A 19,326-nucleotide genomic window follows, 5' to 3' on the forward strand; every position below is an offset into this window, starting at 1 on the left:
AGGGGACGTCAACCACCGTTTGGGAGGCTGTGGATGGCCACTGCGACGATCGTCAACCACCCGAAGAAGAAGCCGCTGCCGGCGGGGCTGCCGCGCGAGTGGTACGAGGCGCACAACCGACGCCTGAAGGCCATGCGCCTGGCGATCTCCCTGCTCGACTCCGGCACCTACGACGCCCAGCGCGCCACCAACCGCAAGATCCGCACGATGGCGGTCCGCACCGGCATCCGCCGCCCGTCCAACACCACCTGCCGCATGGTGCGCTCGCTGATCACCGCCCGCGCGGCCTGAGCGACCCGGGCGACCCCGCACCACCGCGCACCACGCACCGCACCGCACCGTCCCGCCCCGTCCGCCCGCACCCGGGGGCGGGGCGGGGTCACGCCGGGTCGGTGACGGTCAGCAGCAACAGCGCCACGTCGTCCCCGGGCCCGTCCCCGGTGAACCGCAGCAGGTCCCGCCACACCGCCGCCGGCAGGCCCGCCGGGTCCGTGGCCAGCGCGGCCGTCCGGGCCGCCAGCGGGTAGAAGGCCCCGTCCGCGTCCCGGGCCTCCGTCACCCCGTCGGTGTGCAGCAGCAGCCGGTCGCCCGCCCGCAGCGCGAACTGCGCGGGCGCGGGCGTCGCCGGGCCCGCCACGCCCAGGCCGAGCGGCGGACCCGGCTCGGGGCCCAGCTCGGACACCCGCCCGGCCCGCACGAGCAGCGCCGGCGGATGCCCGCAGGACACGATCCGCACCACCGTGCCCTCGCCCCCGTCCGGTTCGGCCGGGGCGGGCGGGAACTCCAGCAGCAGCGCCGTCGCGAACAGCTCCGCGTGCCGCACCCCGGCGTCGGCCGCGTCCCGCACCAGCCGCCGGTCCAGCCGCGCCGCGACCGCCGGCAGGTCCGGATCGTCGAGCACCCCCTCGCGGAAGGCGCCGAGCAGCGCGGCCACCGTGCCCACCGCCGCCAGCCCGTGCCCCTGCACGTCGCCCACCACCGCCCGCACCCCGAACGGCCCGGCCCGTACGTCGTACAGGTCCCCGCCGACCAGGGTCCCGTGCTGCGCCGCCCGGTACAGCCCGGCGCAGCGCAGGGGCCCCACCCGCGCGGGCACCGGCGGCAGCACCGCCAACTGCGCGGCCTCCGCGACCGTGCGCACGCTCACGAGCTGCGCGTCCCGTTTGCGCCGCACCCACGCGATGACCACGCTCAGCAGCCCCACCGCCGCCACCGTCGCCAGGTCCGTGCCCCGCGCGTGCGCCACTCCCAGCCGGGGCAGCGCCAGCAGGGTCAGCACGAGCACGGCGAAGAAGGCGGTGCCCGTGGCCCCGTAGGCGAACGCCGCCACCGGCGGCAGCGCGGCCAGGAAGAAGCCCAGCTCCACGTCGCCCGGGGTGACGGCCTGCGCCAGCACCAACAGCACCAGCGCGACCACCGGCGCCGGCCGGGCCCAGCGCGGCGGCGGGGTCCCCCCGAGCCCGCCCGGCTCCTCGCGTCGGCGTCTCACCCCTCCACCCTCGTACCGGGACGGGGCCGGCGCACCCCGGGGCCCGGCGCGGGCCGGGCGGGCGCGTCCGACCGGGTGGGGCGGCGGCGGGCACGGATGCGGGTGGGGGTCCGGGGGCAGGATGGGGCCATGCGCATCGCGGTCACCGGCTCGTCCGGACTCATCGGCAAGGCCCTCGTCCGTTCGCTGCGGAGGGACGGGCACGAGGTGGTCCGCTGGGTGCGGCGCGAGCCGACGGCACCCGACGAGGCCCGCTGGGACCCCGACGCCGGGCACGTGGACCGGGCCGCCGTCGAGTCCGCCGACGCCGTCGTCCACCTCGCCGGCGCCGGCATCGGCGACCACCGCTGGACCGAGGCGTACAAGCGGGAGATCCGCGACAGCCGGGTGCGGGGCACGACAGTGCTCGCCGAGGCCCTGGCCGCCGCCGAACGCCCGCCCGCCGTCCTCGTCTCCGGCTCCGCGATCGGCTACTACGGGGACACCGGCGCGGACCCCGTCACCGAGGACAGCCCGGCCGGCGAGGGCTTCCTGCCCTCGGTGTGCGTGGCCTGGGAGGCCGCCGCCGCCCCCGCCCACGCCGCCGGGGTCCGCACCGCCTTCGTCCGCACCGGCCTGGTCGTGGCCAAGGGCGGCGGGGCCTGGGGCCGGCTGCTGCCGATCTTCCGCGCCGGGCTCGGCGGCCGGCTCGGGGACGGCCGGCAGTACTGGTCCCCGATCTCCCTGGCCGACGAGGTCGGCGCCATCCGCCACATCATCGACACCGCGGACCTCACCGGCCCCGTCAACCTCACCGCCCCCCACCCCCTCACCAACCGCGAGGCCACCGAGACCCTGGCCCGGGTGCTGCGCCGCCCCGCCCTCCTGCCCGTCCCGGCCGCCGCCCTGCGACTGGCCCTGGGCGAGTTCGCGCAGGACGTGCTGAGCAGCCAACGGGTGCTGCCGACCCGCCTGGAGCGGACCGGCTTCGCCTTCCGCCACCCCACCCTGGAATCCGCCCTCCGCGCCATGCTCGGCCACCGCCGGACCTGACCGCGTGCGACCGTTCGTGACCCGGATGCGCCCGTCCCTGATCGGTGTGCGACCGGATTGGCGACCCCGACTCGGGTTCCCCGCACGCCCGTCGGGGGAAGGAGGACGAGACAAAGCCGCCGCGCCGACCTCGGGGAGGGGCACGTGCTCAGCAGCGCACACCACGCGGACGTCGTCATCGTGGGGGGTGGGGTCGCGGGACTCGCCGCCGCCCGCCACCTCATCGCCGCCGGGGTGACCGTCACGGTCCTCGAAGCCGCCGAAGAACCCGGCGGACGCATGTCGGGGGAGACCGTCGACGGATTCCGGCTCGACCGGGTCGGTCGCCTCATGGGCACCGCCGACCCCGAACCGGCCCGCACCCCCGGCCTGGAGGACCTCGTGCTGCGCCCGTTCGCGCCCGGGGCCCTCGTCCAGACCGAGGAGGGACGCCGGGTCCGGGTCGGGGCCCGCACCCCGGCCCGCTCACTGGCCGTCGGCTCCCTCGACGAGGCCCGGATCGGCGCCGCCCTCGCCCGGCTCGCCGCCCTGCCCGCCGATCGGATCCTGGCCCGGACCGAACGGGCCGCGCCCGCCGCGCTCGACGCCCTGCGCCCCCGGGGCCGCGCCCCCGGCGGCGCCTCCACCGTGCTCCGCCCGCTGCTCGCCTCCCTGCTCGGCGACCCGGGACTGACCACCTCCAGCCGGGTCGCCGACCTGGCCCTGCGCTCCTTCGCCCGCGGCCGGCTCGCCGTGCCCCGGGGCGGGGCCCGCGTGCTGCCGGACCTGCTCGCCCGCGGCCTGCCCACCGGCACGGTCCACACCGGGGTGCGGGTCCGCTCGGTGGCCACCAACCTCGTGGTCACCGAGGAGCACGGCGAGTTCCGCTGCCGCTCCGTGCTGCTGGCCACCGGCGCGCGCGACGCCGCCGACCTGCTGCCGGGGCTGCGGGTGCCCGCGTTCCACGAGATCACCGTCGTCCACCACGCCACCCCTGCCGGCTCGCCGCTGCCCTGGGACGGCTCGCTGCTCGTGGACGGCGACCCGAAGTGGCCCGTCTCGCACACCGCGGTGATGAGCTCCGTGGACGAGACCCGGGCCCCGGTCGGCCGCTCCCTGGTCACCACGACCGTGCTCGGACCCCCGCCGCCGACCCGCGCCCTGGCCTCCCGACTCGCCCGGCTCTACGACACCCCGACCCGGGACTGGGACCTGCTCGCCGTGCACCACACCCCGGACGCGGTGCCCGCCATGCCGCCACCCCACGACCTGCGCAAACCGGTGCGGCTGCTGGCCGGGCTGTACGTGTGCGGGGACCACCGGGACCTCAACACTCCGCAGGGCGCCCTGCACTCCGCGCGCCGGGTCTCGGAGGCGATCCTCCGCGATTTCGGCGTCCCGCTGCCGGTGGCGGAACCGGCGCTCCCGGCGGCGGCCTGACCCCGCGCCCCGCCCCGGACGCCCACTGAGGCGCCCCGGGGCGGGACCCATCGGGACCGGACCGGCGGCCTCAGGACAGGGCCGGCGCCGCCACGCGCTCGCGGTAGCCGCGCACGGCCGCCGCGTCCCGGTACGGCTCCAGCCGCCGCTCGAAGTCCCGCACGTACTCGACGGCCCGCACCGAGCGCATCTCGGCCGCCTGCTGGGCGGCCTCCGCGCCCAGCGCGCACGCCGCGTCGAGCTCGCCGAGCCCGAGCCGGGCGGTGGCCAGCACCACCTTGCAGAACAGGCGGGAGCGGGCGTACGCGGGGGAGCGCAGTTGCAGGGAGCGCTCGGCGTGGCCGGCGGCGGCCCGGAACTGTCCGAGGTCGCGGTGGCTGTGCCCGCACTCGTCGGCGAGCTGGGCCTCGTCGAAGAAGCGGCCCCAGTGCGGCACCTCGTCGCCGGCCCGGGCCACCCCCAGGGAGCGTTCGGCGCGGGCCAGTGAGGCGGTCGCGGCCCGCACCTCGCCGAGGACGGAGTGCCCCCGGGCCTCGGCGGCGTGCAACAGGGCCTGCACCACGGGCGGGGCGCCCGTGCCGATCCCCTGCTGGGCCACCCGGGCGAGCTGCACGGCTTCGCGGCCGTGGCCGAGGTAGACGGCCTGCCGGCTCATCGTGACCAGCACGTACGCGCCGAAGGCCCGGTCCCCGGCCGCCTGGGCCAGCCGCAGGGACTGCACGAAGTAGCGCTGGGCCAGCCCGTGGGCGGTGATGTCGAACGAGGTCCAGCCGGCCAGCCGGGTCAGGTCGGCGGTGGCCGCGAACAGCCGGCGGCCGGTGTGCTCCCCGTAGCTGCCGCGCAGCATGGGCTCCGCCTCGTGTTCGAGGTAGCGCACGAGGGCCTGGCGGGCGTGGCCGCCGCCGTAGGCGTGGTCGAGGGTGCGGAACAGGTCGGCGACGGAGCGCAGGGCCGCGATGTCCCCGCCCGTGACGCGCTGGCCGGTGGACCGGTCGGCCTGCCGCTGGCGGGGCACCGAGGTGCGGCCCTGGAGCGGCACCCGGGCCGTCTCGGCCTCGGCGTTCGGGTCGGCGCCGCGCGCGATCCGCTCGTCGGGCCGGCCGATCAGCCAGTCCCGGCTGGGGACCACGAGCCCGGCCGGGGTGAAGGCGATCTTGCGGAGCTCGGCGTGACTGCCCGAGTCCTTGCGCCACAGGCCGCCCGCGATGTCCACGGCCTCCTCGGGGGTGGAGGCGTACTCCAGGCCCGCGTAGACCGGGGCGCACGCGTCGAGGCCGAGGTCCTGGGCGGTCAGGCGGCGACCCAGGCGGCGGGTGAACACCTCGGCGATCAGCGCCGGGGTGGTTCCTCGGGGTTGTTGCCCGCGCAGCCAGCGGGTCACCGAGGTCTTGTCGTAACGCAGATCGAGGCCGTGCTCCAGGCCGAGCTGGTCCACTCGGCGGGCGAGACCGGCGTTGGAGAAGCCCGCCTCGGCGATCAGGGCCGCGAGCTGCCGGTTGGGGACGCGCTGCGCAGGTCGTTCCGTCATCGGCTCCACGGTCTCCGGGTTTGCGGACCGCTTGGTCGGCCCTGCGAACGGCGTGAATGTAGCGGCGAACTTGGCCCGGACCGCCCCCTCTGCCCCACATTCATCCGATCGTGCGAAGAAGTCCGCTCGCCGGTGGACAGAACGCGCTTTCCCGAGGGCGAAAGGACGGCCGGCGAACAGTCGGTCGGACGGGACGTGGCGGACGGGTGACACGGCGTACGCTGCCGGGTATGCCGAGCCGTTCCCCGGAGTCCCGCCCGCCCCGCCCGACCCGTGCGGGACGCCCGCCGGCGGTCGAGCCCGAGGAGGTCGAGGCGCGGACCCCGCTGCGGGCGCCGGAGATCACCGAGTCGGAGTGCCGGCGCTGCGGGACGCTGATCGCGGGGCTCGACGGCCGGTACGCGTGCGGGGTCTGCGGATGGGTGAACGACCACTCCGAGGGCCACCACCGGCTGCCGCGCGCCGACGAGGACCCGGACCGGCCGCGGGTCCGCCGGCGCCGTCCGCCGACCTCCGCCACGCCCCCCGCGCCTCCTTCGACGGGTACCTGACAGGCCCGAACAGGGGCCGCCGTACCCTAGCGGGGTGGGATACGTGCACACAGCAGGTTCTATGAGGAGGCACCCCCGTGTCTGAGCTGCGGTTTGTCCGCCTGGGTCTGGGCGACGAGGCGGTCGAGTACACCGAGGCGTGGGAGGAACAGCGTCGGGTGCACGCGGCGCGCTTCGCCGACGAGGTCCCCGACACCTGCCTGCTGCTGGAACACCCCCCGGTCTACACCGCCGGCCGCCGCACCGAGGACAGCGAACGCCCCCTCGACGGCACCCCCGTCATCGACGTGGACCGCGGCGGCAAGATCACCTGGCACGGCCCGGGCCAGCTCATCGGCTACCCGATCCTCAAGCTGCCCCGCCCGGTGGACGTGGTCGCGCACGTGCGCCGGCTGGAGGAGGCGCTGATCCGCACCGCCGCCGAGTTCGGGCTGGAGACCACCCGGATCGAGGGCCGCTCCGGGGTCTGGGTGCTCGGCGACCCGGTCGAGGAGCGCCCCGCGCTCGGCGGCCTCTCGCTGGAACTCGACCCCCGCATGACGGACCCCGAGTTCGACCCGCGCCTCAACGGCCCCGAGTACGCCCCGTCCAACGCCGGGCAGCGCCGCGAGGACCGCAAGCTGGCCGCGATCGGGATCCGCGTGGCCAAGGGCGTCACCATGCACGGCTTCTCGCTGAACGTGAACCCCGACACCACCTGGTTCGACCGGATCGTCCCCTGCGGCATCCGCGACGCCGGTGTGACCTCCCTCTCCTGGGAGCTCGGCCGCGAGGTCACGATCGACGAGGTGCTGCCGGTCGCCGAACGGCACCTGCGGGAGGTGCTGGAGAACTCCGTGCCCGCTCCGCGCCCGGTGCCGGAGGAGCCCGCGCCGGCGGTCGCCGGCGGCCGGGACTGATCCCGGGCCCGGTCCGCGTCCGTCCGGGGGAATTCACCCGGGGGTCCACGGGTTGGGCGTCGTAAGAGCGTGTGAAATTACGGGCGTACCCTGGTGGGCGCCGAAGAATCGAAGTCACAGGGAGCCGGTCGTGTCCGCAGTCGCACCCGACGGACGCAAGATGCTGCGCTTGGAGGTCCGCAACAGCCAGACCCCCATCGAGCGCAAGCCCGAGTGGATCAAGACCCGGGCGAAGATGGGTCCCGAGTACACGAAGATGCAGAACCTCGTGAAGGGCGAGGGCCTGCACACGGTGTGCCAGGAAGCCGGTTGTCCGAACATCTACGAGTGCTGGGAGGACCGCGAGGCGACCTTCCTCATCGGTGGCGACCAGTGCACCCGGCGCTGCGACTTCTGCCAGATCGACACGGGCAAGCCCGAGGCCCTCGACCGTGACGAGCCGCGCCGCGTCGGCGAGTCCGTCGTCACCATGGACCTCAACTACGCCACCATCACCGGCGTCGCCCGCGACGACCTGGCCGACGGCGGCGCCTGGCTGTACGCGGAGACGGTCCGCCAGATCCACGAGCAGACCGCGAACCGCGAGACCGGCCGCACCAAGGTCGAACTGCTCGCCCCCGACTTCAACGCCGTCCCGGAGCTGCTGGAGGAGGTCTTCGCCTCCCGCCCCGAGGTCTTCGCGCACAACGTGGAGACCGTGCCCCGGATCTTCAAGCGGATCCGCCCCGGCTTCCGCTACGAGCGCTCCCTCGACGTGATCCGCCAGGCCCGCGCCTACGGGCTGATCACCAAGTCCAACCTGATCCTGGGCATGGGCGAGGAGCGCGAGGAGGTCAGCGAGGCCCTGCGCGACCTGCACGAGGCCGGCTGCGAGCTGATCACCATCACCCAGTACCTGCGGCCCTCGCCCCGGCACCACCCCGTGGAGCGCTGGGTCAAGCCGGCCGAGTTCGTGGAGCTGGCGAAGGAGGCCGAGGAGATCGGCTTCTCCGGCGTCATGTCGGGCCCGCTGGTCCGCTCCTCGTACCGCGCCGGCCGGCTGTACGGCCAGGCCATGGACAAGCGCGCCGGGGTCCCCACCGCCTGAGCGCCCCCGCACCACCCGTCCGCGCCCCCGCACGAAACCGTGTGAACTCGGACACAAGGGACGGCGGGGCGGAGGTCCGACCTCCGCCCCGGCACCCGACCCGCGACGACGCGGCCCATCGACCCGAGCCCTCGGGACGGTGGGCCGCGTCAAGGTTTCATCACTCTTTGACCGCCGGGTCACGCGCCGGTAACACCGGTCGGTGACGATGGGACCACCGCCCGCACCCGCACGAGCCGCCCATTCGAGAGAGGGACCCGCCATCATGCAGGCCGCGCCCGTCCGCGCCATCGCCATCCCGACGTTCTCCGACGCCCTGCGCGGCGTGGAGTCCCTGCTCATCCGGGGCGCCCGTCGCAACGCGTGGACCGCCGTCCTGGAGGACCGACGCAGGGCCAAGGACCGGGTGGAAACCGAACACGTACTGGAGGCCGTGGCTACCCAGGTGCCCCGGGCCACGTAAACTTCACCACATGGCGAGGAAGGCAAACGCGGGCACTGCCGCGAATCCGGGGCGACTCAAGCAGATCGCCCTGACGTACAAGATGACCGCGCGGTCCGACAAGAAGATCGGTCTGATCATCGCGGCCGTGGGGCTCGTGGTGTTCGGCGCGTTCCTCGGGATCGGCTTCCTGCTGGGGCACCCGGTCTACCTGGGCATCCTGGGCTTCCTGGTGGCGTTCCTGGCGATGGCCATTGTCTTCGGCCGACGCGCCGAGCGGGCCGCGTTCGGCCAGATGGAGGGCAAGCCCGGCGCCGCCGCGGCCGTGCTCGACAACATCGGCCGCGGCTGGAGCACCACCCCGGCCGTCGCGATGAACCGGCAGCAGGACATCGTCCACCGCGCCGTCGGCAAGGCGGGCATCGCGCTCATCGCCGAGGGCAACCCCAACCGGCTCAAGCCGCTGCTCGCGGCCGAGAAGCGCAAGATGGCCCGGATCGTCCCCGATGTCCCGGTCCACGACTTCATCGTCGGCACCGGAGAGGGCCAGGTGCCCCTCAAGAAGGTCCGCACCACCCTCCTCAAGCTCCCGCGCGTGCTCGCCGGCCCCCAGGTCACCACGACCAACGACCGGCTGCGCGCCATGGGCGACCTCATGAGCAACATGCCGCTGCCCAAGGGCCCCATGCCCGGCACCAAGGGCATGAAGATGCCCCGCGGCGGCAAGATGCGCTGACCCGCGACCACCGCGGGCACCGGCACCACACGCGGCACGCGCGCCACGCGCACACGGGACGGCCCCGGGGGAGAGACCACCCCCGGGGCCGTTCCGCGTCCGTCCCGCGTCTCTCGCGCGCCGGGCGCGCACGCCCCGTGCCCGCTTCGTATACGAGCCCCGCGCACGTGAACGGCCCCGCACCCCCCCCACGAGGAGGGGTGCGGGGCCGTTCACGTGCCGGGGGGGCGAGGGCCGGGGCCGGATCAGATCCGGACCTGCACCGCGCGGGCCAGCCGGTCGTGCAGACCGCGCCCGTCCCGGTCCCAGATCAGCGCCGGGATCACCAAAGCCAACAGCAACGTCCGCACGATCACCTTGCCGAACCCGAGCCGCCCGCCGGACTCCGCCAGCACCCGGAGGCCGAAGATCCGCTTGCCGGGCGTGAAGCCCACGGTGCCCACGGTCAGCACGCCCAGGGCGACGAACAGGCCCAGCGTCCAGTTCCCGGCCGCCGACAGGTCCCCGCTCGTGATCAACCCGTACGCGATGACCTGACACGCCACCCAGTCCACGAGCACCGCGCCCAGCCGCCGTCCGAACTTCGCCACCGAGCCGGAACCCTCGCGCGGCAGGCCCAGGCGCTCGCCCGGGTAGCCGAAGTCCACGCCCATGTCCTCGGCGGTCGCGCGCGGGCCGGAGAGCCACGATCCGATTGCTTGCCTGTTGTCCACGCGACCACGGTACCGCCGGGGCGCGAGCGTCCCGAGACGGGCCCCTGGTTAACTTGTGCGAAACAAATGGGTCATGCTTGAGAAATCCCGTCTGCTTATGGTCTGGTCAGCGTGCGGCACCCGCACTGACGCACCACGAGCTATACAACCCCGCCCTGCCCCGGGTCGGGAGTAGGAGGAGTTGGATGTTCCAGAACGCCGACGACGCGAAGAAGTACATCGCGGACAACGACGTGAAGTTCGTAGATGTCCGTTTCTGCGACCTCCCCGGTGTGATGCAGCACTTCAGCATCCCGGCCCACGCGTTCAACCCCGACGAGGAACTCGCGTTCGACGGTTCGTCGATCCGCGGCTTCCAGGCCATCCACGAGTCGGACATGGCGCTGCGCGCCGACCTGACCACCGCCCGCCTGGACCCGTTCCGCCGCGACAAGACGCTGAACGTCAACTTCTTCATCCACGACCCGATCACGGGCGAGGCGTACAGCCGCGACCCCCGCAACATCGCGAAGAAGGCCGAGGCGTACCTCGCCTCCACCGGCATCGCCGACACCGCGTACTTCGGCCCCGAGGCCGAGTTCTACGTGTTCGACAACGTCCGCTTCGCCACCTCCGCGAACGAGTCCTTCTACCACATCGACTCCGAGGCCGGCGCCTGGAACACGGGCTCCACCGAGAACAACCGCGGCTACAAGGTCCGCTACAAGGGCGGTTACTTCCCGGTCGCCCCGGTCGACCACTTCGCGGACCTGCGCGCCGAGATCTCCCTGGAGCTCGACGCCCAGGGCCTCCAGGTCGAGCGCCAGCACCACGAGGTCGGCACCGGCGGCCAGGCCGAGATCAACTACAAGTTCAACACGCTGCTCGCCGCGGCCGACGACCTGATGCTCTTCAAGTACATCGTGAAGAACGTCGCCTGGCGCAACGGCAAGACCGCGACCTTCATGCCCAAGCCGATCTTCGGCGACAACGGCTCCGGCATGCACGTCCACCAGTCCCTCTGGGCCGGCGGCGAGCCCCTCTTCTACGACGAGGCCGGCTACGCGGGCCTGTCGGACACCGCGCGCTACTACATCGGCGGCATCCTCAAGCACGCCCCGTCGCTGCTCGCCTTCACCAACCCGACGGTGAACTCCTACCACCGCCTGGTGCCCGGCTTCGAGGCCCCGGTCAACATGGTGTACTCGCAGCGCAACCGCTCCGCCGCCATGCGCATCCCGATCACCGGCTCGAACCCGAAGGCCAAGCGCGTCGAGTTCCGCGCCCCGGACCCGTCGTCCAACCCGTACCTGGCCTTCTCGGCCCTGCTGCTGGCCGGCCTCGACGGCGTCAAGAACAAGATCGAGCCGCTGGAGCCGATCGACAAGGACCTCTACGAGCTCGCCCCCGACGAGCACGCGGCCGTCCCGCAGGTCCCGACCTCCCTCGACGCGGTCCTCACCGCGCTGGAGGAGGACAACGAGTACCTCCAGGCCGGCGGCGTCTTCACCTCCGACCTGATCGAGACCTGGGTCGACTACAAGCGCCAGCACGAAATCGCCCCGATCGCCCAGCGCCCCCACCCCCACGAGTTCGAACTCTACTTCGACCTCTAGCCGGCCCGGCCCTTCCGGGGCCCGCCGGACACCGCACATCACCGAGGCCGCCATCCCGCCCAGGGACGGCGGCCTCGGCCGTGTTCGCGGTGCGGTCGAGCGTGTCAGTCGGTCGAAGGCTCGGGCACGCGCCAGACGATCCGGAAACGTTCGGCGTCGGGGAGACCGAACGGGGCAACCGCCGAGATCTGTTTGATCAGGTAGTCGAAGAGCAGATGGTGGGCCTCCTCGGAAGCTTCCGACCAGGTCGCGGGGGTCAAGGTCACGACTTCACGCAGAAGGCTCGGATCGGACTCCCTCTCCAGGATTCCGACCTTGTCGTCACGATCCATGGTCTCGTCCGCGTGCATGGCGCGGATCGACGCGGCCAGGAGGTTGGGTTCGGCATCGAGGCGGCGTCGGATCTCCGCGCAGCCGTACCGGACCACGGCCTCCGCCTCCATGAACTCGCGATCCGGGTTCTGGTATCCGTACGGGGTGCCCTCCGCCGCCCCGATGTACTCCCCCTTGAGCGAGTGCAACATGATCCGCAACATGTGTTCGGCGCCGTGTTCCTCGATGGACTTGACCATGCCGCGAACCCACTGCTCCTCGGAGACCATCGGGTCGTGGGGAACGGCGAGTGAGGGGTGGATCTCGATGGCGTTGAAGGGGTTCGCGAATATCCCCATGACCATCTCCGGTGTCCACTTGCCGTCCTCACCGCCCCAGCCTGTCTGCAGAAGTTCTTGAAAGGACTTCAGCGCGCCGGACTCACCCTCGTCGATCGCCCGCCACAAGGGCCGGAACCTGGCCGTCTCGGATTCCTCGTCCCGGGGCGGGCTGCACATGGCGGACAGGACGACGACGATGTCCCGAACGGTTTCCCACCGTGGAGTCTGTTTGCCTTTGAGGACTCTGCGGATCGTCTCGTGGCTCGCGGCGCTCAGTCGGTCCTCGCGAAGGCGGAGCCGTCTGCTCATGTTTCTGAAGCTTGGCCGACCGGCCGCGCGATACAGCTCTTCCAGCGCCTCGGTCAGTTCCTTGCGGACAGGGGGCTCTGAGGGCGAACCGGCGGTACTGGACACGGTGGGTCGCTCCTTCCGTACAGGTGTCACGTTTCAGGGGCTCGGACGAGGCGAAAGCCATCCCGAGTCAACATCTGCCAAGTTTGCACGGTGCGCCGTCACATCGTGACTCGTGGCCGATGGAGGGGGTGAGCATGGAGAGGACGCCGTGAGGGCGCCCGGTCGGAGGAGCTTCGCCATGCACATACCCGCCTATGCCCGTGATGCGATTCGCGCGGTCTTGCCCAGGATTCCCACGTCCCGTCATGTGGGGATGGTGTCCTGTTGCCTGTGCGACAAGCCGTTCGGTGAGGACTTGGCCCCGATTCCGTTGGGGCCGACGCCGACTTCCGGACTGTTCGGTTGTCGCCCTTGCCTGAGCCGTCTGATCACCAAGGCGCGGCGGGACCGGGACGCCGCTCGGGTGCGTGACGCCAGGAACGTTCGGGATGTGCTCGCGTCCTGGGAAGCGGTGTGCGAGCGGCACCTCGCGCGGCTCGACGAGATCAGACGGGCCGCCGAAGCCGTCGCCGAATCGGCGCGGGGCGGTGAGGTCACGGCGGTGGACGTGGCCTGGCTGCTCGTGTGCTTGGAGTCCGCCCACGTCGGGGTTCCCGAGGCTCCGGAGCCGCCGTCGGTCGCCGCGGCCGATGACACGGGAATCAAGGACGCCGACTTCCGTCTCGATCTGGCGATGATCGAGGCCCGTGAGGCGGTGGCGGAGCGGCTGACGTATCACGTCATCAACGAGGCGGCACCCGCTGACCCCGAGGCGTGCGAGGAGTTCGGTTGCCCTGAAGGGTGTTCGGGACACCACGAGATGACGGACATCGACTGTGGACCTGATGCCGTGTTCGAGCACTTGGCGGAGCACGGGATCACCGTGGAACGCGAGGAGTGGGAATCCGTGCCGGGGCCGGGCCCCGAGGCGGAGCACGAGCCGATCTTCGAGTGCGAGGACGAGGTCCGTGCCGTGTTGGAGCACGCGGGCCTCGATGTGACGGACACGGACGTTCTGGTGAGCGCGGCGGCGGTCGGTCTGGTGGCGGACGCCTGGCGTGAGGGTCCGCTGTGCGCGCTGCACGCGGCCGATGACGGTCCGAACGACGGGGAGATCTTCGCCCAGAGCGTCGACCTGTATCGCAGAGCACGTGCGGCTTTGACGGCCGCCCGGGAGGAGGGTCCCGACGTCCTGCTCGGGTTCGCGGCCGTCGCCTCCGCCGCGAACCTGGCCTGGGCGGGGCGATCGGGCTTCGCCTTGAGCCACATGTCGCGGTCCTCGGACGAATTCGTCCGGCATGTCGACGATCGGGTGTGGTTCACCAGGGAGGTGATCCGGCAGGACGGATGGTATCCGGCACTGCTGCACCGGGCCTTCTCTGCGGTGTTCAAGGCTTCGGACCACTTCGGGATGCCCCAGTGGCCCGGTGTCGTCGCCTCGGCGATGGAACGGATGGCGGAACTGGACCGGGGCGACGCCCCACCTGCCCTGGCCGATCCGGAGGCGGTGCGAGAGGCCCTGTTGGACGCCCCGGACAGACTGGGGGCGGAGGCCCTCGAATGGCTTGCCCGGAAGGTGTTCGTGTGAGCTGGGACGGCTTGGCCCTCGTCATCCTCGCCGCATCGGGATGCGTGATGCTGCTGTTGGCGCAGGTGGGGGAGGTGTTGGCGAAGCTTCCCGGGATCATCCGCGCTTGGCGGGCCGTCCGCGAGGAACTGAGAGGTCGGGCGGGCGACCCGGAGGGCCCGGCGGAACTCGGCGAGCGGCACGGGCCCGGCGGGTCTTCCTGAAAGAGTGCCAGGGAAGCGGGCCCGAGCGTGGACGGGCCGGGTCCTCGTGGCGTCCGGCCCGTTCCGGTTCATCGGGGCGGGTTCAGGAGGGGCATGGCGTTGGTGAGGGTGTGGAGGGAGGTCAGGGCCAGGGTGGCCGGGGAGTTTGGGCCTTCCGGTGGGGCGTCCGTCTCGGCCCAGAGTTCCAGGGAGACGCGGATCGCGTCCGTGGCCGCCGCCGCGAGGAGGCGGAGTTGCAGGGGGTCCGCGTGCGGGCCGGCCAGGCGGGCCAGGATCGGGAGCAGGGCCTCCTCCGAGTCTTGGTTGACCCGGTACCAGACGGCCCGCAGGGCGGGGTCCTCGCCGGCGGCGCGGAGCAGGACGCGGGTCCAGGCCAGGCCCTCGGCGACCGCGACGGGGCCGGTGAGGGTGCGGGTGACGGCGCGTTCCAGGGCCTCGCGCAGGGGGGTGCGGGGGGATTCCTCGGCCAGGGCCGCCCGCCATTCGTCGCCGCCGCCCGCGAGGAGGGGCGCGACCGCCTCCTGCTTGTTGCGGAAGTAGCGGTAGAAGGTGCGCAGGGCGACGCCGGCGCGGTGCGCCACGTCCTCCGCCGTGGTGGCGTCCGGGCCGCGTTCGGCGAAGAGTTCGCAGGCGGCGCGGGCGATGTCGAGCTGGGTCGCGGCCTTGCGGCGCTCGGTGAGCGAGCCGCCGGTGGCGGGGGTGACGGAGTACGGACGTGGGGAGTTCACGGGAGGGAGCTTACTCGGAGCCGACGTGGCGCACGGCATGGAGTGACGCTATGGCAAAACGTGCCATCGAGTCGTAGGGTCGGCCCCATGAACCGATACGAAGGACGACGCGTCCTCATCACCGGCGGCGGCTCCGGCATCGGCCGGGCCACCGTGCACCGCATCCTCGCCGAAGGCGGCCGGGTCCACGCCGTGGACGTCGACGAGGTGGGCCTCCAGGGCACCGCCGACCGCGCGGGCGCCGACGGCGTCGCCGACCGCCTCACCACCGCCGTGCTCGACATCTCCGACGAGAGCGCCGTCGCGGCCGGGGTGACCGCGGCCGTCGCCGCCCTCGGGGGTCTGGACGTCCTGGTCAACGCGGCCGGGATCCTGCGCTCCGAGCACACCCACAAGACCACCCTGGACCTCTGGAACCGGGTCATCTCGGTCAACCTGACCGGCACCTTCCTGATGATCCGCGAGTCCCTGCCCGCCCTGCTGGCCGGGCAGACCCCCGTGGTGGTCAACTTCAGCTCCACCTCGGCGAGTTTCGCCCACCCCTACATGTCCGCCTACGCGGCCAGCAAGGGCGGCATCCAGTCCATGACCCACGCGCTGTCCGCCGAGTACAGCAAGCAGGGCCTGCGCTTCGTCAGCGTGGCCCCCGGCTCCATCGAGAGCGGCATGACCACCGGCAACGGCCCGGGCCTGCCCGAGGACACCGACTGGTCCCTCCTCGCCAAGCTCGCCCCCGCCCTCGGCCAGGGCTTCGCCGGCCCGGACAGCGTCGCCGGCGTGGTCGCCATGCTCGGCAGCGAGGACGGCTCCTTCATCACCGGCACCGAGATCCGGATAGACGGCGGCACCCACCACTGAGCCGCCGCACGCCCCCACGCGACGGGGCCCCGACCACCGGCATCGGCCGACCGGTCGGGGCCCCGTCGCGTTCTCAGTCGGCCGTCGGGCCGAAGCGGTCCCACAGGAGGGGGAAGCGGGTGGCCAGGCCCGTCTCGTCCTCCATGTCGAAGGGGGTGCCCGCGGGCTCCGGGGGTTCGGGCGGGAGCCCGAGGTCCGGGGTCTCCGAGCCGGTCAGCCGTTCGTACGCCTCGTCCGCCGCGTAGCCCAGCTCCTCGCCGTCCCCGTCGACCTCCTCGTCGAAGGGCCCGAGCAGCTCCGCCAGTCGGTCGGGTTCGTGCACCCCGCCCTCGAAGACCTCCCGGCCCTGCCCGATCAGCCAGCACCGGAAGTAGTCGAAGGCGTCGTCGCTCGCCCCGCCCAGCAGCAGGGTGGCCGCGCCCCACAGGTCCCAGGTGTAGGCCCGGTGGTAGCGGGCCTCGAAATGCCGGGCGAAGTCCACCACCGCGTCCGGGTCCAGCTCCGTCAACCGCTCCACGAGCAGGTCGGCGTGCGCCTCAGGGTCCCCCTCGGCGTCGTCGCGGGTACCGTCCACCAGGCGCCAGAACTCCGTCTCGTCCATCACGGCTCCAGCATCACCGCTGCACCCCGCCGCCGCCACCGCGAGAACGCGCCGAGGGCCGCCGTCCCGCCCCCGCGAAGAACGCGGAGGGGGGGACGACGGCCCTCGGTCGAAGCCGCGTGACCCTTACAGGCCGTAGCGCTCGCGGGCCTCCTTGACGGCGGAGGCCGGAACCTCGCCGCGCCGCGCCAGCTGCGCCAGCACCGCCACGACGATGGACTGCGGGTCCACGCCGAAGTGACGGCGCGCGCCCTCACGGGTGTCCGACAGACCGAAGCCGTCGGTGCCCAGCGAGGTGTAGTCCTGCGGCACCCACTGGCTGATCTGGTCCGGGACCTGACGCATCCAGTCGGAGACGGCGAGCACCGGGCCGGCCACGCCGTCCAGCGCGCGGGTCACGTACGGCACCCGCTCCTCGCCGCGCAGCAGCGCCTCGTCGCACTCCAGCGCCTCGCGGCGCAGCTCGCCCCAGGAGGTGGCGGACCACACGTCGGCGGCCACGTTCCACTCGGCGGCCAGCAGCTTCTGGGCCTCCAGGATCCAGTGGATCGCGGTGCCCGACGCCAGCAGCTGGGCCTTCGGCGCGTCGGCGGCCGGGGCCGCCTCGCCGAGGTCGGCGGCCGTGTTGAAGCGGTACAGGCCCTTGAGGATGCCCTCTTCCACGCCCTCGGGCATGGCCGGCTGCTGCTTCGGCTCGTTGTAGACGGTCAGGTAGTAGAAGACGTCCTCGGGGTTCTCCCCGTACATCCGGCGCAGACCGTCCTTGACGATCACCGCGATCTCGTACGCGAACGCCGGGTCGTAGTTGAGCGAGGCCGGGTTCGTGGACGCGATCAGGTGCGAGTGGCCGTCGGCGTGCTGGAGGCCCTCGCCCGTCAGGGTGGTGCGACCGGCGGTGGCGCCCACGATGAAGCCCTTGCCGAGCTGGTCGGCGAGCTGCCACATCTGGTCGGCGGTGCGCTGCCAGCCGAACATCGAGTAGAAGATGTAGAACGGGATCATCGGCTCGCCGTGCGTCGCGTACGACGTGCAGGCGGCGATGAAGTCGGCCATGGCGCCGGCCTCGGTGATCCCCTCGTTGAGGATCTGGCCGTCCTTGGCCTCCTTGTAGTACATCAGCTGGTCACGGTCGACCGGCTCGTACGTCTGGCCCAGCGGGGAGTAGATGCCCGCGGACGGGAACAGCGACTCCATGCCGAAGGTGCGGGCCTCGTCGGGGACGATCGGGACCCAGCGCTTGCCGGTCTCCTTGTCCCGCATCAGGTCCTTGACCAGCCGGACGAAGGCCATGGTGGTGGCCATCTCCTGCTTGCCCGAGCCCTTGAGCAGCGGCGCGAACGAGCGGTCGGCCGGGGCCGGCAGCGGCTTGTGCGCGACCTTGCGGGCCGGGGCCGGGCCGCCGAGCGCGGCGCGGCGCTCGTTGAGGTAGCGGACCTCGGGGGAGTCCGGGCCGGGGTGGCCGTAGGGCACCTGGCCGCCCTCGAACGCGGAGTCCGGGATCGGCAGGCCCAGCAGGTCCCGCATCGCCTTGAACTCGTCGATCGTCAGCTTCTTCATCTGGTGGTTCGCGTTCTTCGACTCGAACCCGGAACCCAGCGTGAAGCCCTTGACGGTCTGCGCGAGGATGACGGTCGGCGCGCCCTTGTGGGCGAGCGCGGCCTGGTAGGCGGCGTAGACCTTGCGGGGCTCGTGGCCGCCGCGGGAGGTCTGGAAGCACTCGATGATCTTGGCGTCGGAGAGCTGCGCGCCGACGGCGGCCAGTTCCTCGTTCGCGCCGAAGAAGTGCTCGCGGATGTAGGCGGCGTCGCGGGTCGCGTACGTCTGGAACTGGGCGTCCGGCACCTCGCGCAGGCGGCGCACCAGCGCGCCCGTGGTGTCGAGGGCGAACAGCTCGTCCCAGGCGGAGCCCCAGAGGGTCTTCACGACGTTCCAGCCGGCGCCGCGGAACTGGGCCTCCAGCTCCTGCACGATGCGGAAGTTGGCACGCACCGGGCCGTCGAGGCGCTGGAGGTTGCAGTTGATGACGAAGGTCAGGTTGTCGAGCTGCTCGCGGGAGGCCAGCGCGAGGGCGGCCGTCGACTCGGGCTCGTCCATCTCGCCGTCGCCGAGGAAGGCCCAGACGTGCGAGTTGGAGGTGTCCTTGATGCCGCGGTTCTCCAGGTAGCGGTTGAACCGGGCCTGGTAGATCGCGGACAGCGGGCCGAGGCCCATGGACACGGTCGGGAACTCCCACAGCCAGGGCAGGCGGCGGGGGTGCGGGTAGGAGGGCAGACCGTTGCCGCCGGACTCCTGGCGGAAGTTGTCGAGCTGCTCCTCGGTGATCCGGCCTTCGAGGAACGCGCGGGCGTAGACGCCGGGAGAGGCGTGGCCCTGCACGTAGATCTGGTCGCCGGAGCCGTCCTCCTCCTTGCCGCGGAAGAAGTGCTGGAAGCCGGTCTCGTACAGCCAGGCCGCGGACGCGAAGGTCGCGATGTGGCCGCCGACGCCGTGCTTGGAGCCGCGGGTGACCATGGCGGCCGCGTTCCAGCGGTTCCAGGCCGTGATCCGGGCCTCCATCTCCGGGTCGCCCGGGAGCTCGGGCTCGGCGGAGGTGGGGATGGTGTTGACGTAGTCCGTCTCCAGCAGCTTGGGCAGCGCGAGGCCGGCGGCCTCGGCGTGCTGGAGGGTGCGGCGCATCAGGTACTCGGCACGGTGGGTGCCGGCGGCCTTCGCGACGGCGTCGAGGGAGGCCGCCCATTCGGCGGTTTCCTCGGTGTCACGGTCCGGGAGCTGGTCGAGCTCGCTCGGAAGGTTGCCTACGGGGTCGGACAT

General features: G+C 72.6%; 19 protein-coding genes. 12 read left to right on the forward strand and 7 right to left on the reverse strand.

The features are described 5' to 3' along the window. Positions 1-33 precede the first annotated feature (33 nt). Positions 34-291 (forward strand): hypothetical protein, encoded by a 258-nt coding sequence (locus ACN20G_RS19545; RefSeq protein ID WP_424214085.1) that lies wholly within the window; start codon positions 34-36, stop codon positions 289-291. An 88-nt stretch (positions 292-379) separates the two neighbouring features. On the opposite strand, the gene ACN20G_RS19550 is transcribed toward ACN20G_RS19545, so the two are convergent. Beyond that, complete coding sequence (locus tag ACN20G_RS19550; protein WP_424214086.1) at positions 380-1,489, reverse strand: PP2C family protein-serine/threonine phosphatase; 1,110 nt, start codon at positions 1,487-1,489, stop codon at positions 380-382. 129 nt (positions 1,490-1,618) lie between these two features. Between ACN20G_RS19550 and ACN20G_RS19555 the strand changes: the two genes are divergently transcribed. Continuing rightward, positions 1,619-2,521, forward strand: coding sequence for a TIGR01777 family oxidoreductase (locus ACN20G_RS19555; protein WP_424214087.1), 903 nt, complete (start codon positions 1,619-1,621; stop codon positions 2,519-2,521). A 144-nt stretch (positions 2,522-2,665) separates the two neighbouring features. Then, a complete protein-coding gene (locus tag ACN20G_RS19560) occupies positions 2,666-3,940 on the forward strand; it encodes an FAD-dependent oxidoreductase (RefSeq protein WP_424214088.1) in 1,275 nt (424 codons plus the stop codon). A 70-nt stretch (positions 3,941-4,010) separates the two neighbouring features. Here ACN20G_RS19560 and ACN20G_RS19565 read toward each other — a convergent pair whose 3' ends face one another. Further along, complete coding sequence (locus tag ACN20G_RS19565) at positions 4,011-5,468, reverse strand: regulator (RefSeq protein WP_424214089.1); 1,458 nt, start codon at positions 5,466-5,468, stop codon at positions 4,011-4,013. Between the two features lie 230 nt (positions 5,469-5,698). Between ACN20G_RS19565 and ACN20G_RS19570 the strand changes: the two genes are divergently transcribed. The 5 genes from ACN20G_RS19570 to ACN20G_RS19590 all read left to right on the forward strand — a co-directional run bounded on the left by ACN20G_RS19570 (position 5,699) and on the right by ACN20G_RS19590 (position 9,183). Next, positions 5,699-6,019: a hypothetical protein gene (locus ACN20G_RS19570; protein ID WP_424214090.1), complete on the forward strand. Its 321-nt coding sequence runs from the start codon at positions 5,699-5,701 to the stop codon at positions 6,017-6,019. 77 nt (positions 6,020-6,096) lie between these two features. After that, a complete protein-coding gene (gene lipB / locus ACN20G_RS19575; protein ID WP_424214091.1) occupies positions 6,097-6,918 on the forward strand; it encodes a lipoyl(octanoyl) transferase LipB in 822 nt (273 codons plus the stop codon). A gap of 130 nt (positions 6,919-7,048) precedes the next feature. Then, positions 7,049-8,005, forward strand: coding sequence for a lipoyl synthase (gene lipA, locus ACN20G_RS19580; RefSeq protein WP_424214092.1), 957 nt, complete (start codon positions 7,049-7,051; stop codon positions 8,003-8,005). 265 nt (positions 8,006-8,270) lie between these two features. After that, entirely contained in the window at positions 8,271-8,468 is a 198-nt protein-coding gene (locus ACN20G_RS19585) for a hypothetical protein (protein ID WP_424214093.1), read from the forward strand. 10 nt (positions 8,469-8,478) lie between these two features. After that, positions 8,479-9,183, forward strand: coding sequence for a DUF4191 domain-containing protein (locus tag ACN20G_RS19590; protein ID WP_424214094.1), 705 nt, complete (start codon positions 8,479-8,481; stop codon positions 9,181-9,183). 245 nt (positions 9,184-9,428) lie between these two features. Here ACN20G_RS19590 and ACN20G_RS19595 read toward each other — a convergent pair whose 3' ends face one another. Next, on the reverse strand, positions 9,429-9,896 hold the full coding sequence (locus ACN20G_RS19595) for an RDD family protein (RefSeq protein ID WP_424214095.1): 468 nt from the start codon (positions 9,894-9,896) through the stop codon (positions 9,429-9,431). A gap of 185 nt (positions 9,897-10,081) precedes the next feature. Here ACN20G_RS19595 and glnA point away from each other — a divergent pair, with 185 nt between their 5' ends. Next, complete coding sequence (gene glnA / locus ACN20G_RS19600) at positions 10,082-11,491, forward strand: type I glutamate--ammonia ligase (RefSeq protein ID WP_424214096.1); 1,410 nt, start codon at positions 10,082-10,084, stop codon at positions 11,489-11,491. Positions 11,492-11,595: 104 nt separating this feature from the next. Here glnA and ACN20G_RS19605 read toward each other — a convergent pair whose 3' ends face one another. Then, positions 11,596-12,558 (reverse strand): hypothetical protein, encoded by a 963-nt coding sequence (locus tag ACN20G_RS19605; protein ID WP_424214097.1) that lies wholly within the window; start codon positions 12,556-12,558, stop codon positions 11,596-11,598. Between the two features lie 178 nt (positions 12,559-12,736). Between ACN20G_RS19605 and ACN20G_RS19610 the strand changes: the two genes are divergently transcribed. Continuing rightward, a complete protein-coding gene (locus tag ACN20G_RS19610) occupies positions 12,737-14,125 on the forward strand; it encodes a hypothetical protein (RefSeq protein WP_424214098.1) in 1,389 nt (462 codons plus the stop codon). Next, positions 14,122-14,328: a hypothetical protein gene (locus ACN20G_RS19615; protein ID WP_424214099.1), complete on the forward strand. Its 207-nt coding sequence runs from the start codon at positions 14,122-14,124 to the stop codon at positions 14,326-14,328. The genes ACN20G_RS19610 and ACN20G_RS19615 overlap by 4 nt, the downstream gene beginning before the upstream one ends. Before the next feature lie 68 nt (positions 14,329-14,396). Here ACN20G_RS19615 and ACN20G_RS19620 read toward each other — a convergent pair whose 3' ends face one another. Beyond that, positions 14,397-15,056: a TetR/AcrR family transcriptional regulator gene (locus ACN20G_RS19620; RefSeq protein WP_424214100.1), complete on the reverse strand. Its 660-nt coding sequence runs from the start codon at positions 15,054-15,056 to the stop codon at positions 14,397-14,399. A gap of 87 nt (positions 15,057-15,143) precedes the next feature. Between ACN20G_RS19620 and ACN20G_RS19625 the strand changes: the two genes are divergently transcribed. Next, positions 15,144-15,914: an SDR family NAD(P)-dependent oxidoreductase gene (locus ACN20G_RS19625; RefSeq protein ID WP_424214101.1), complete on the forward strand. Its 771-nt coding sequence runs from the start codon at positions 15,144-15,146 to the stop codon at positions 15,912-15,914. A gap of 73 nt (positions 15,915-15,987) precedes the next feature. Here ACN20G_RS19625 and ACN20G_RS19630 read toward each other — a convergent pair whose 3' ends face one another. Then, the gene (locus tag ACN20G_RS19630; RefSeq protein ID WP_424214102.1) at positions 15,988-16,515 is read right to left on the reverse strand and encodes a DUF4240 domain-containing protein; all 528 of its coding nucleotides are present in this window, start codon (positions 16,513-16,515) and stop codon (positions 15,988-15,990) included. 126 nt (positions 16,516-16,641) lie between these two features. Beyond that, on the reverse strand, positions 16,642-19,326 hold the full coding sequence (gene aceE, locus ACN20G_RS19635) for a pyruvate dehydrogenase (acetyl-transferring), homodimeric type (protein WP_424214103.1): 2,685 nt from the start codon (positions 19,324-19,326) through the stop codon (positions 16,642-16,644).

The sequence above is a fragment of the Streptomyces dryopteridis genome (genome assembly GCF_049606955.1).
GTDB lineage: Bacteria > Actinomycetota > Actinomycetes > Streptomycetales > Streptomycetaceae > Streptomyces.

Excerpts from the sequence above, each read along its gene's own strand:
- ACN20G_RS19625 (WP_424214101.1), top strand. The coding sequence starts at position 15,144 with ATGAACCGATACGAAGGACGACGCGTCCTCATCACCGGCGGCGGCTCC.
- ACN20G_RS19555 (WP_424214087.1), top strand. The coding sequence starts at position 1,619 with ATGCGCATCGCGGTCACCGGCTCGTCCGGACTCATCGGCAAGGCCCTC.
- glnA (WP_424214096.1), top strand. The coding sequence starts at position 10,082 with ATGTTCCAGAACGCCGACGACGCGAAGAAGTACATCGCGGACAACGAC.
- ACN20G_RS19565 (WP_424214089.1), bottom strand. The coding sequence starts at position 5,468 with ATGACGGAACGACCTGCGCAGCGCGTCCCCAACCGGCAGCTCGCGGCC.
- aceE (WP_424214103.1), bottom strand. The coding sequence starts at position 19,326 with ATGTCCGACCCCGTAGGCAACCTTCCGAGCGAGCTCGACCAGCTCCCG.
- ACN20G_RS19570 (WP_424214090.1), top strand. The coding sequence starts at position 5,699 with ATGCCGAGCCGTTCCCCGGAGTCCCGCCCGCCCCGCCCGACCCGTGCG.
- ACN20G_RS19630 (WP_424214102.1), bottom strand. The coding sequence starts at position 16,515 with ATGGACGAGACGGAGTTCTGGCGCCTGGTGGACGGTACCCGCGACGAC.
- ACN20G_RS19610 (WP_424214098.1), top strand. The coding sequence starts at position 12,737 with ATGCACATACCCGCCTATGCCCGTGATGCGATTCGCGCGGTCTTGCCC.
- ACN20G_RS19545 (WP_424214085.1), top strand. The coding sequence starts at position 34 with ATGGCCACTGCGACGATCGTCAACCACCCGAAGAAGAAGCCGCTGCCG.
- ACN20G_RS19585 (WP_424214093.1), top strand. The coding sequence starts at position 8,271 with ATGCAGGCCGCGCCCGTCCGCGCCATCGCCATCCCGACGTTCTCCGAC.
- ACN20G_RS19590 (WP_424214094.1), top strand. The coding sequence starts at position 8,479 with ATGGCGAGGAAGGCAAACGCGGGCACTGCCGCGAATCCGGGGCGACTC.